This window comes from Paraglaciecola hydrolytica (assembly GCF_001565895.1).
Taxonomy (GTDB): domain Bacteria; phylum Pseudomonadota; class Gammaproteobacteria; order Enterobacterales; family Alteromonadaceae; genus Paraglaciecola; species Paraglaciecola hydrolytica.
Genome location: NZ_LSNE01000005.1, coordinates 117,145 through 129,818, shown reverse-complemented (window position 1 = coordinate 129,818; position 12,674 = coordinate 117,145). Strand labels below are relative to the sequence as shown.

12 protein-coding genes and 1 pseudogene are annotated in these 12,674 nt (G+C 42.1%); 3 read left to right on the top strand and 10 right to left on the bottom strand.

Annotation, left to right across the window (positions count from 1 at the left end):
- Positions 1-494: pseudogene (locus AX660_RS08570) on the top strand (alkaline phosphatase D family protein); the annotation flags it as partial.
- Between the two features lie 90 nt (positions 495-584).
- On the opposite strand, the gene AX660_RS08565 reads toward AX660_RS08570, so the two are convergent.
- The 3 genes from AX660_RS08565 to AX660_RS08555 are packed head-to-tail and all read right to left on the bottom strand — an operon-like array spanning position 585 to position 2,155.
- On the bottom strand, positions 585-887 hold the full coding sequence (locus AX660_RS08565) for a hypothetical protein (protein ID WP_068375600.1): 303 nt from the start codon (positions 885-887) through the stop codon (positions 585-587).
- Positions 884-1,162, bottom strand: coding sequence for a BrnT family toxin (locus AX660_RS08560; RefSeq protein WP_068375598.1), 279 nt, complete (start codon positions 1,160-1,162; stop codon positions 884-886). Before AX660_RS08560 ends, AX660_RS08565 begins: the two co-directional genes overlap by 4 nt.
- Before the next feature lie 33 nt (positions 1,163-1,195).
- Positions 1,196-2,155 (bottom strand): D-2-hydroxyacid dehydrogenase, encoded by a 960-nt coding sequence (locus AX660_RS08555; protein WP_235594695.1) that lies wholly within the window; start codon positions 2,153-2,155, stop codon positions 1,196-1,198.
- 292 nt (positions 2,156-2,447) lie between these two features.
- Between AX660_RS08555 and AX660_RS08550 the strand changes: the two genes are divergently transcribed.
- The gene (locus AX660_RS08550) at positions 2,448-3,917 is read left to right on the top strand and encodes a tryptophan halogenase family protein (protein WP_068375596.1); all 1,470 of its coding nucleotides are present in this window, start codon (positions 2,448-2,450) and stop codon (positions 3,915-3,917) included.
- 111 nt (positions 3,918-4,028) lie between these two features.
- Here AX660_RS08550 and AX660_RS08545 read toward each other — a convergent pair whose 3' ends face one another.
- Together AX660_RS08545 and AX660_RS08540 are read right to left on the bottom strand one after the other, a co-directional pair.
- Positions 4,029-4,943 carry a PNPOx family protein gene (locus tag AX660_RS08545; protein WP_082768817.1) on the bottom strand — a complete coding sequence of 305 codons (915 nt, stop codon included), beginning with the start codon at positions 4,941-4,943 and terminating at the stop codon, positions 4,029-4,031.
- Positions 4,943-5,380, bottom strand: coding sequence for a VOC family protein (locus tag AX660_RS08540; protein ID WP_068375594.1), 438 nt, complete (start codon positions 5,378-5,380; stop codon positions 4,943-4,945). The genes AX660_RS08545 and AX660_RS08540 overlap by 1 nt, the downstream gene beginning before the upstream one ends.
- A 145-nt stretch (positions 5,381-5,525) precedes the next feature.
- Here AX660_RS08540 and AX660_RS08535 point away from each other — a divergent pair, with 145 nt between their 5' ends.
- Complete coding sequence (locus AX660_RS08535; protein ID WP_068375592.1) at positions 5,526-6,068, top strand: TetR/AcrR family transcriptional regulator; 543 nt, start codon at positions 5,526-5,528, stop codon at positions 6,066-6,068.
- A gap of 143 nt (positions 6,069-6,211) precedes the next feature.
- On the opposite strand, the gene AX660_RS08530 is transcribed toward AX660_RS08535, so the two are convergent.
- The 5 genes from AX660_RS08530 to AX660_RS08510 all read right to left on the bottom strand — a co-directional run.
- Positions 6,212-8,017 carry a DUF5060 domain-containing protein gene (locus AX660_RS08530; protein ID WP_235594694.1) on the bottom strand — a complete coding sequence of 602 codons (1,806 nt, stop codon included), beginning with the start codon at positions 8,015-8,017 and terminating at the stop codon, positions 6,212-6,214.
- A 98-nt stretch (positions 8,018-8,115) separates the two neighbouring features.
- Complete coding sequence (locus AX660_RS08525; RefSeq protein ID WP_068375590.1) at positions 8,116-9,720, bottom strand: sulfatase family protein; 1,605 nt, start codon at positions 9,718-9,720, stop codon at positions 8,116-8,118.
- Between the two features lie 227 nt (positions 9,721-9,947).
- On the bottom strand, positions 9,948-11,426 hold the full coding sequence (gene aldA, locus AX660_RS08520) for an aldehyde dehydrogenase (protein WP_068375588.1): 1,479 nt from the start codon (positions 11,424-11,426) through the stop codon (positions 9,948-9,950).
- Positions 11,427-11,431: 5 nt separating this feature from the next.
- The gene (locus tag AX660_RS08515; RefSeq protein WP_068376956.1) at positions 11,432-12,196 is read right to left on the bottom strand and encodes a 2,5-didehydro-3-deoxy-L-galactonate 5-reductase; all 765 of its coding nucleotides are present in this window, start codon (positions 12,194-12,196) and stop codon (positions 11,432-11,434) included.
- A gap of 23 nt (positions 12,197-12,219) precedes the next feature.
- Positions 12,220-12,674: zinc-binding dehydrogenase (locus tag AX660_RS08510; RefSeq protein ID WP_157884332.1), on the bottom strand; the 455-nt coding region annotated here is incomplete at its 5' end.

The window sequence follows — 12,674 nt, the reverse complement described above, 5'->3', positions numbered from 1 at the left end:
ATGGTTATCCCGCCGATGGCAGAAACCGTGCGGTGCAGTTAGTTGCCGACGCCCAAGCCTTGGTACTGGCGGGTGATCAACATTTAGCCCTAGTCGCCCATCAAGGTATTAACAGCTTTGATGATGGCGCCCTGTTTTTTGCAGGCCCAGCGGCAGCCGCGTTTTGGCAACGTTGGTTTGAAAGTGATGGTAGCTTGGCTAATAGCAGAGTTGGTGACCCAAATACCGGTGACTTTATCGATACCTTTGGCAATAAAATGCGCGTATTGGCAGTGGCCAATCCGCAAATTAACTATGCTGATTTTGCCGCAGGCAATCAATCATGGGGTATGTTTTTGGCAGACAATGCCTTAAAAACCGAAGGTTATGGCTTAATTAGGGTCAATCACCAGCAACAACATTTTGCCCTAGAGTGCTGGCATTGGAAGGCTAAACCAGGCAAAGACCAACAGTTTGCAGGCTGGCCAGTGATCCATGCTTTTCCTAAGGCTTAATAGCTGAAGTATCTTGGGTATAAAAGCCTCTTAACCAATAAAATATGGTTAAGAGGCTTACTTATTCAGGTATTTACAAACAGCATAGTTTTATCGCGTGCGCTTATTAAGTTTATTGGCTGTAATATCTTGCAAGGTGCCGGAGACATATTTGTGCAGGACACTAGCCACTAATGTTTGATATGGGATGCCCTCTTCCAGCGCTCGACGCTGGATTGCGGATAAATCATGTCCCGATAATCGAATATTGATACGTTTATCTTTTTTGAAAGTATCCTCAGCCGATGTTTGGATTTCGGACTTACGCTTTTCTGTTAGCGTAGTAGTAAAGTTACCACTCTCAAATTCATCGAGTAAGTCTTGTTCTGCTTGATCCAGTTTTGCATTGTTCATGGCTTTTCACCTTTATATAACTTGGTAGCCTTGCGACTAGGAATAACTGTTTTTAAGAAAATTTCTTCGTCAGTTTCAATATAGGGAACTAGATAAGCATAGTTCTCAATATTGATGATGAAAATTCGCTGATTCGGATATTTCTCCTGATGCGAGTGTTTCAAATCATCTAGCAGGCCGTTATTTTGCAAATGATAAATAACATCTTCAAATGAGATGCCACGCTCCTCAATTAAGAGCTTATTTTTATCAGGATTCCAATCGAATGTTTTCATATTCGAAAGTGTAGCATTGTGTGCCGTATGTCATCAAGAAACAAGCCTATTTAACCCTCCTCCCTGTTTAAAACTCTGTATATTTTGCCCAATAATGTTGATCAATTCTTGTTGAGCTTCTTGGCAGGCCCAAGCGATATGGGCGGTGATTGTCAAATTATCTAAACCAGCATTAAGTAGTATATGATCTTTGGGCGGCGGTTCTTGCTCAAGTACATCTAATACAGCATAAGCAATTTGTTTGGTTTGTAAGGCTGTTAATAAAGCTTGATTGTCAATTAAAGCGCCGCGAGCGGTATTAATTAACATGGCGCTTGGCTTCATCTTCTGCAGCACAGCTTGATTAATTAAACCTGTTGTTTCTGGGGTTTGCGGGCAATGTAAACTGATGATATCTGAATCACTTAACAGCTGTTCAAAGCTCACTCTACCGTGGCGGATGGTAGTGGCACCTTGGTGTTCTGCTATCAACACTTGCATATCAAAGGCTAAGGCAATTTTTTCTACTTCCTGCGCTAAAGCACCGTAACCAATTAAACCCAAGATTTTATTGGCTAGTTGGTACATAGGCTCACCCAATACACAAAAAATCTCACTTTGTGACCATAAACCTTGTTGGGTATTGCGGTTATGCTGCTCAGTTTTGGAGTAATAAGCCAAAATTTGTGCAAACACATATTGCGGCACAGTATGTTTGGCATAACCCGCCACATTCACCACGGCAATGCCCAAGGCTTTAGCTGCTGGTAAATCAATATTATTAGTGCCCGTTGCGGCAATGCATACCAGTTTTAAATTAGGCAGTTGTTTGAGGTTGGCAGCCGATAACAGCACTTTATTGGAGATAATGCAGTGTGCATCGCGGCAACGCTCAACAACTTGATCTTGCTGCGTCATAGAGTAACAGCGCAAGCTACTGGACTGTAGTTCAATTGCCGACAAATCAACGTTTTGATTAAAAGTATCTCTGTCGAGAAAAACTGTGTTCATCATGTACTTTCTTGTTTTAAAAACTGCTCTTAGTTAAGCATAACACCCAAGCCATATGCAGGTCTTTGTATGAGCATTTTATTATGCAATCTACAAATTCTATAAATAAAATTTAGACACTACAAAAGTGAAATAACCGCCTCACTAAGCTTATTGCTGTTCTTTCCCTACGCCATCAGTTATTGTTAACAATATACTAAAGTAATATTAAAAACGCTCAATGTCACACTCCCTTTTTTGTCTCGAGTGTTTATGTTTAAACATACAATGTTGAGCCTGATGTAGAGAGTCCCGAATGAATGAAAAAGTGAATAATGTGGTGATTTTAGGTGGTGGTACTGCTGGCTGGATGACTGCCGCTCTGCTGTCAAAAGCCTTAAAAAACCTCAATATTAAATTGGTCGAATCCGAGCAAATTGGCACCATAGGTGTGGGTGAAGCGACTATTCCTAGTCTGCACTTTTTTAACGATATGCTGGGTATCAATTCAACTAATTTTGTTAAAAAAACGTCGGGCAGTTTTAAACTCGGGATTAATTTTGAAAACTGGCATAAAGATGGCGAAAGTTATTTTCATGGATTTGGCTCTACAGGTTCGGGTATGTGGGCTGCGGGCTTTCATGAATATTGGAAACGAGGACTTGATTTAGGCTTTAGTAAGCCTTTTAGTCACTACAACTTTGAAGCCATGGCAGGTTTAAACCACAAGTTTGCCCACCAACAAGGCGGCCTAAACTTCGCTTACCATTTAGATGCCAGCTTATATGCAAAAACACTAAAACAAGTATCTGAAGAAAACGGCGTGACTCGCATCGAGGGCATGGTAAAGCAGGTTCATACCGATTCTGCTAGCGGCGATATTACCTCGCTGGAATTAGCCGACGGCAATTGCGTAACTGGAGAACTTTTTATTGATTGTTCAGGCTTTAAAGGCGTGCTGATCAATGAAACCTTAAACACGCCGTTTATTGATTGGTCACACTGGTTACCCATGGACAGTGCCATAGCGGTACAAACTAAACTTTCCCAAGCGCCAGCACCTTATACACGATCAATCGCCCACCATGCTGGCTGGCAATGGCGCATACCTCTGCAACATAGGATGGGTAATGGCATAGTATATTCACAGCAATATATGAGTGACGATGAAGCAAAAGCATTGTTGTTATCCAGCATTGAAGGAGAAATGCTCACTGAGCCTCGAAAGTTACAATTTAAAACCGGTTGCAGAGCAAAGCAGTGGCACAAAAACTGTGTAGCCATTGGCCTAGCCGGTGGTTTTATCGAACCCTTAGAATCAACTGCTATCCACATAATTCAACAAGGGATCATGCAGTTAATTAAGTATTTTCCCAGTAATGGCATTAATGCGCTGGAAGTAGATGAATACAACCATTACATGTTGAATGATTACAACGATATTAAAGATTTCATTGTACTGCACTATTGTCAGACAGAACGGCAAGACTCGCCTTTTTGGCACTTCTGTAAAAATATGACGATCCCCGCTTCGCTTAAATCGAGAATGGACTTATTTAAAAAGACTGGGCGTTTTGTGCAACGCAAAAACGAAATATTTGGTGATTCCTGGTTACAGGTGATGATAGGTCAGGGGCTGATCGCAGAACAACACCATGGCTTGGCCGACGAATTGTCTGAAACTGAACTACAAGATTTTTTACAACAAATCGAACAAGACATTGCGGCTAAAGTGCAACACCTGCCCAGCCACGGTGAATATTTGAATAGCCTGAGCACCCGATAAATAAGCACTGTTAAGATTAATTCATACCAATTAACAGATCGAGTTAGGGCTAATCCAAACCAGCGTTTTTTGTTAGGCTTTTGGACACGGAACATAGAGTTCAATGAGTATCTACGTTCCTATATGCCATCGGTATGGGCTGGCATTAAAGACTATCTTGCCGGCTTGCAATGTAAAATGCACTTCTCGTTCTGCGCCTTCAATCACCATTGCCCCATCCTGTGACCAACGCACTTCAGCAGTACCGGTCAGATAAATATGATGCCCTTGTTCAAAGTCGATAAACAACAATCCAGCTCTTTTATCCAACTGCAGGTTACCAAAACTATTGAAAAAATTGTTTCCTGGATAATCTGCAAACACCAGAGTCGAATCATTGATGATTTGCACAAACCCCTTTGGCCCGCCACGATGGGAGATATCCATTCCACCTTGTGGTTCGTTAATGCTTGCACCCTTGCCTTGACTTCCAGTGGCAATAAAAAACGTATCCATTTGCTGAATACGCTCAATAGTATCGGCGTTGAAAAAAGTGAAACTAAATGCCGCAGCGGTCAGGTTACCTCCAAGCCTGTATTTTTCACGTGCCTGAATATATTTAGGACAATTGCCAAAACTTTGTTCTATTTCAATCACCATGCTGCTGCAAGATTGTCTTAGCAACAAGCCGTTTGCTCTGTTACGACGTTTAGTTGAAAATTCAATTCCCAAAAGTCCAATATACGCTAATGGTTCTAATTCACCGTAAAGTGGGTCGTACTCATCTAATCTAGCTTCAACATGCAATTTGTGAGGATTGGGTGAGGAAATAAAGCCTTCCTCTCCATATAAAACTGAAGCCCAAATGGCACCAGCATTATCTTCAGCGCCTATAAAAAGCATCGGCAGCAAACTAAAGAACAGTTGATGTTGTTCTAATAAATACGGCCTCAAATAACGTTTCCCCACTTCTGTCATTTTATCTTCAACGCCAATACGCTGTTGTAACTGTCGCTCCCCAGTGTGGAATCCTTCAACAGACATCATTATTCTCCCGGTAACGCAATTAATTCCATTCTCAGACCGCCGGGGATACGGCACATTAAATGTTGCGCGGGTGTATTACCCAGTGATTCGGGAGCAAATTCAATCTCTACATCCTGATGCTGTAGCAATCGCTGATACAATTCTACTAACTGGCTCGTACCTTTTACTGTCAGAGCGAAATGATGTAGGCCAATATTCTGGTGGCGATCAAAAGCTACTGGCTGGTCTTGTGTCTGCCATAGCGTCAACATGACGCTACCATCCGAGACAAAAATCGCTGGATAATCGGGCTTTTCGCCGACCTGCTTAAAATGCAATATTTCGCAAAAAAACTGCGCGGCTTGTTTAACATCAATAACACTTAAACCTAAATGATGTACGCCGTGAGTAGCAGATTGTGTTTTTGAAACCGTCTGACCCTGTGAACTATTACACATAATGACTCCTTTATATTATTGGAAGTTAATTGCACAAACCCAAAGGTGAACAAGTCTGTTCACCCATAAAAGGCAGGATAGTGAACAGACCTGTTCATTTCAATTATTTATGTGTATAATTTTTAGGTCAGCAACAGAGGTCATTATGGCAACGCCAAGAAAACAGGTTTTAATTGATACCGCTTATCGCTTATTTAATCAGCATGGATACCACGCTACTGGCATCGACAGAATTCTTGCAGATTCAGGGGTTTCCAAAGCCACTCTATACAAACACTTTAAGAGTAAAGAAGAACTTATTCTTGAAGTTTTACAACAACGACATGAGCAACTCTACGCCATGCTCGAAAGAGCAATGCAAGAAAACAAGTCTTCCCATCCTGCATTAGCATTATTTGACGCTCTCAACAATTGGTTCCAATCGGAACACTTTTACGGTTGTAATTTTATTAAGGCCGGGGGTGAATATCCGCAAATTCAAGACCCTATCCATAGCTTTTCTGCTTGGCATAAAAATAGTGTCAGCCAATTACTCAGCCGTTACTTACCTGAGAATCAGCAATACTTAAGCAACGCTTTTTGTCTGTTGGCTGATGGCGCGATTATCGCGGCGCAGATACGCGGACAAAAAGACGCGGCGAAGCAAGCGAAAATATTTGCGCAGCAGTTATTAACTGCCCACATTTAATGAGTTGCTCCTGAATTAAGGTTAATCATTTGATATTTAAACACTAGTTAACAAGACAGTCATGATAAAAGTCCAATAGAAATGGGCCTGCAAGATGCATTTATACTCTCATACTTCTTCTCCTACAAACCGTACGATCAAGCCTAGATCCGTTGAATCAAAGCCACCCAATCCTGGTTGCGGTCTTGAGTAGGAAAACCTATAGTTTGTGGGCTTTTATCCCAATACTGCCCCTCTTCTTTCGTCACACTTAGTGTCTTTATTGTACCTCTCTGAAATTTTCCACCCGTTTTTGGGTTAAACCAAACAACAGAATATTCGGCCAAGCCGAACGGCAATTTCAACTCCACTTCTTTAGACGCATCTTTTACATACACGATATAAAATTCAGCCTCTTCACCTAATACCCATGCATTATCATCAGAGCCCACATGATTATCTAGGTTTACTGCATTTTGATAAGGCACATCAATTAGCTTAAAAAAATCAAGCGCATAACGTGCTTGATCCCAAAATTTATCTCGGGACCGCCAATCCTGCGCCGTTAGATCGGAGTGAGGGTGTTTGTAGCCAAAATACCACTCGGTGCCCCAAGCACCTGCCATTAGAGCTCCCCACAAACCATTCATTCTAGCCAAATTGTGTTCTGAATCTTCTGCGTCGGGCAACAAGCTATGTTCTGCGTCACCTGGCTCATCCACTGAAACGGCGAGCGTCCGACCATTAACCAGCGGCAAAGACCTGATCTTCTTTACCTCTTGGTGTACAGCGCTAAAATCTTCTCTGTGTGTTTGCAAAGAAGCGCCTGTGTAATAACTATCTTCGCCGGTTATATCATCGAAACTCTTTCCGTTATGAATAACTAGATGATGATGATAGGGATCGTGTTCAAAGAAATAGCGTGACATTGCTAAACGCTGACTTGTGGTTTGCGGAGGCGTTAAATTATAGGGATGCCACTCACCATTTTCTTCCCCCATATTCCAATTTAAGGCTAGGTGATGACCGAAACGTGCTATTAATTCTCGATAGTACAATTTGCGCTGCATCCCCACACCGCCGCCATCTAACAAACCTTGATTTTCAACTTCCTGAGTTTTGAAATGCAGAAATAGACCTTTATTTTGTGCATGTTCGAACACCACATTCCACTGAGCCAACTTGGAAACGTCTATTCGATCATAAGTATCGTAGTCAACATAAGGAAACACGTTTTGGTCGTCGCCCATGATGTTCATTGTTAAGAATGAAATTGAATTCATGCCCTTATTAGAAAGGTAATTTAATGCACCTATAATCGCTTTGCCTTTGCCGCCCTTCCAACTTGGGTCACCTTTTTTCCAATCATTCAAATGTGCTTGCCATGTTTTGACAAGCTCATCTTTATGCCCATCGGTATGAAAAGTACCGTCGAAATCCACATAGGACAGCAGATTTTCCGGTGCATCTGGACCTGCTTTAATAAAATACTCACCGGTTTCTGCGAATCTTAAATACGGCTCATTAATATATTCCAGACGGCCTCGGGCGCGAAAATCTGGATATTTTTTATCGCTCGATTGAATCGTAAACGAACCACGTTGCCTATCCATAAAACCGGCACTAAATCCAGTCAACTTGAGGTCCGAAATGGCGACAAAAGCTCCCTTACGAAAGGTCGCGCGCCATCGCCACTCTCCCACTTCGTCTGCACGAAAGTTCACCCGCCATTTATCACCCGCAACGGCTCCCGTATTCTCAGCATCACCGTCGGCCGCAAAAAAACCAGGAACAAGGTAGCGTTTACCAGTTCCACTATGAACAAATTCTACGTTTAGTCGGTAATTTAAAAATGGATTATTGGTATCGGTTTCTGCGACATTAGGCCCAGCAAATGTCAGCGCGATACTGTGCCATTTTTTAAGCTCGCCACTCAATGAAACAGAAGTATCGCCTTGCGCGGTCTGCACGCATATAAGCAAGCAAAGTATTAAAGACCTAACTGTCACATATCTGTGCATAATTGCTCCTTGGTAAACGTTTGGGGATGAGCTTTGGTTACAATGAATCATTCTCTTGTTTTGCGGTTAACTAGCACGTTTAGACGTTTTGCTAATTTGTTAACAGTAACGCTATTCTGGTCGGCAACATTATGTTTTTCTTCAGGATCACTAGCTAAGTTATAAAGCTGAGGGGATGCAGATAAGCCTGGTTCTATGTTCTTTAGTGCCATCACCCATTCGTTTAGCTTTTCAGTTGGTGAGATGTATTTCCATTGTTTAGAATCCATGGTTGAGCGTAGTGATAAAGTGTAGGCCTCTTCAATCAATTCGCTTCTTCCTTTGGCTTGGTGATTCAGCCATGTGTCTGCATAATTTTCACTGTCGATAGCTTCATTACTCGCCAAAGGAATATTTAAAATTCCCGCAATAGAAGCATAAATATCAATTTGACTCATGAGTTCATTATTGACACCTGCCGCTACTTTATTTGGATAGTGGATTATTGTAGGAACACGCGTACCGGCTTCAAATGCGCTGTACTTTCCTCCACGATAAATACCTCCTGGCTGATGTTCTCCAAGTAATTTTTCCGCTTGATCGCCATAACCGTCATTGAGTACGGGTCCATTATCACTGGTAAATAAGATCAGTGTGTTATCTAAAATGCCTAAACTTTTAATGTGATCAACAATTGCGCCGGTGACCCAGTCCATTTGCGCAATGGCATCGCCACGCACACCCATGGTGCTTGTTCCTTGAAATTTTTTGTTAGGCACTCGAGGAACGTGGATATCGTGAAAAGAGAAAAACAAGAAAAAAGGCTCCGTTTTGTTTTTACTAATAAAGTGGCTCGCTTTATTGGTGAGTACTTGATAAATGTCTTCGTCTTTCCACTCAGCAGATTCACCTCCTTTCATCCAACCAATACGACTTATGCCGTTAATAATAGATTTATTATGTTGACTGTCGGCTGTTTGTTTTAGTAGTTCAGGATTTTCATAACCTGTAGGACGGTGGCCTATTTTTTCGCTATAACTCACCGATAAAGGCTCAGATTTATCGAGATTAACCACATGATGATTTTCCAAATAAACCGCAGGAACTCGATCACCGGTTGCAGGTAAAAGAAAGCTGTAATCAAAGCCAATTTCTAAAGGGCCTGGCTTTACTTTATTATTCCAATCAATAGCTGTAGCGCCATCACCTAAACCTAAGTGCCACTTACCTATAACAGCAGTGTGATAACCCGACTTTTTAACCAGACTTGCCAATGTTGGCTGCCCCGGAGAAATTATCAGAGCTGCATCACCTTGTAATACTGAGGCTTTATTTCGAAAAGCGTATTCTCCTGTAAGCAATGAATAACGTGAAGGTGTACAGGTGGCTGATGAGCTGTGAGCATCAGTAAATTTAATGCCATTGGCCGCAAGTGCGTCAATATTAGGTGTTTTAACACCTTTAGCACCATAACTACCCACATCGCCATAACCTAAATCATCAACATAAAAAATAACGATATTGGGCTTAGATTCATCCAAAGAGCCACTTATGGCTGCACCATTGATAACTTGAGGTGTAGTAGCTTTTACCTGACAGGCCAACACAAGAATGAGCAAGAAACTGATTAACGTTTTATTATAAATATTTGAGTTATTTTTAGTAAAATTCATTTTCGTAAAATTCCGTTATTATTACGTCCAGTCAGCTCTATAGGTTAGTTTTAGAGGGTCTCAGCGAGGCTTTATCAAGTTGCCTCTTTTAATTAATAGTGGCCCCTTGGTCCTGAATATGAAAAAACCGATAATGGATTCATTATCGGTTAAATACTTTATATCAACGAAAAGCATATAAAGAAGTTAGTAAAAATGAAGTGATTCACTTCTACTATTAATGTCAGTTATTTTTCGTTCAAATACACGGTTTTCTTTTCTAGGTATTGTTCAAGGCCAAACTTGCCATCTTCTCCACCAAAACCGCTTTGTTTCCAGCCGTTGTGGAAACCTTGATGTTGTTCACCCATACCACGATTAATATAAACCTCACCCACTTCAAGCTCGCTAATGGCTTTATTAATGTTGAAGAAGTTTTGCGTATAAACATAAGCGCTTAAACCGTAAATACTGTCATTACAATATTCAATGGCTTGCTCCATGCTGCTCACCTTAATGATGGGCAGAATAGGCCCAAAGGTTTCTTCGTGCACCACGATATTGTCTTGTTTAACATCGACAAGTACTGTGGGTTCATACCAGCAACCACCTTCAAAACCACTTATTTTCGCGGTTTTACCACCGGTTGCTACTGTTGCACCTTGTTTAATGCTTTCTTTAACTATGTGGTCGATATTGTTTATTTCACGTTGGTTGCACTTAGGCCCCATTTGTGTGGCGGGATCCATAGGATCACCTACTATCAAACCTTTCACCTGTGGTAAAAACTTAGCCATAAATTGCTCGTACACGGCTTCGTGAACATACAAGCGTTCAACACAAGTACATACCTGACCACAGTTAGCAAAACGGCCCCATAATGCGCCTTCAACCGCTTGATCTAAGTCAGCATCATCCATCACCACCATAGGTGCTTTACCACCCAGTTCAAGCATGACAGGGGTCATATACTCGGCACTGGTTTTGTAAATCTGTTTACCGGCTACGGTTGAGCCCGTCATGGTAATCATTTTGGTGATAGGGCTTTCGCACAAGGCTTGCCCCACTACCGAGCCCGTACCATTGATCACGTTTAATACCCCAGCCGGAATACCCGCTTCGTTGGCTAAACGGCCAAGTTCGGTGGTAGCTAAGGGTGTTTCTTGAGTCGGTTTTAACACTATGGTATTGCCGGTAATTAACGCAGGACCAATCTTGCGACCGGCCAAGGCTAAGGGGAAATTCCAAGCGGTAATACCCACCACGACACCACGTGGTACTTTATGAATATAGATTTTTTCGTCTGGATTATCTGAAGGCAGAATGTCGCCCTCAATAGTTAAAGCGTGATCACAAGCGTAATCAATAAAGGTCGCGGTAACGTCCACTTCCATTTGGGCAACCGATAACAGTTTGCCCTGCTCTGCCACCAGCATGGGCGCCAGAATATGTTTATTTTCTCGGATTTTGTTGGCAAAGTTACGCAAAATTTTCTGGCGCGTACGGGCGGTTAATTTCGCCCATGATTTTTGTGCCGCATTAGCCACTTGCAAGGCATGTTGAGCATCTTCAGCGCAGCCCTTTGGTATTTCACCAATCACTTTACCGCTGGCAGGACTCAAAATTTCGATAATGCCATTGGCTTTAGAAGGAATATATTCGCCGCCAATAAAATTGACATTATTGTGAAATTTCAGCTCCTGCAACGTTAGATTTTGTTCGCTCATCTGGATTATCTCCCCATCCATCCGCCATCGACTAACAAGATAGCACCATTAACATAAGTGGAAGCCTCAGACGCCAAAAATACCGCTGGGCCTTGGAAGTCTTCAGGTTTACCCCAACGACCTTTAGGAATACGCCCTAAAATAGCGGCAGAACGTTCAGGATCTTTACGTAGGGCTTCGGTATTGTCGGTATCAATATAACCAGGCGCAATAGCATTAACGTTAACGCCCTTACCTGCCCATTCGTTTGACAATGCCATCACTAACTGACCGATAGCGCCTTTACTTGCAGCATAACCCGGTACCGTAATGCCACCTTGGAAGGTTAACAAGGACGCGGTAAAGATAATTTTACCGTCGCCACGGGCTACCATGTCTTTACCAATTTCACGGCTCAGAATAAATTGTGAATTGAGGTTTACGTCAATCACTTGATCCCACAACTCATCGCCATGTTCAGCCGCGGGCGCACGTAAAATAGTACCGGCATTATTCACCAAAATATCAATTTTAGGGAAGTCGGCTTTGACTTGTTTAATAAAGGCATACAAGGATTCACGCTTAGCAAAATCACATTGATAGCCTTTAAAATTACGGCCTAGGGCTTTAACTTCTTTTTCAACCTCAGAACCTTCAAGCTCTAAGTTAGCTGACACACCAATAATATCGGCACCGGCTTCAGCTAAGCCTAAGGCGATACCTTTACCTATACCACGTTTACAGCCAGTGACTAAGGCAACTTTGCCGGCAAGGTTAAATTTTTCAAACATCTTATTCATTTCAACAGCCTTTATTATTCTGCGTTACATTCAACAAGGGCTTTCATGCCTTGTGGATTACCGTCCATATTAGCAAATGCGCTACCAATGTCCGCTAAGGGACTAATGGTACTAATGAAAGGTTTAAGATCAATTTCGCCAGAGGCGATAAGCTGTATTGCCCATTCAAAATCCGCAGCTTCATATACACGGGCACCTAATAACTCTAATTCTTTCCAGAAGAATTGAAATAGGTCAATTTCAGGCTTGGTACTGTGGATAGCAACCATGACGATACGTCCGCGACGACCAGCGATTTGCGTCATAGCATCAATAGCAGGCTTAACACCCGATACTTCAAATACCACGTCAGCACCTTTAGTACCTGTCCATTCATCAACATAGGCCGCTAAATCTTGCTCGATAGGATTAATTGATTTAACCCCTAATTCATCAGCAAAAGCACGACGGCTCACGTTAGGTTCAGACA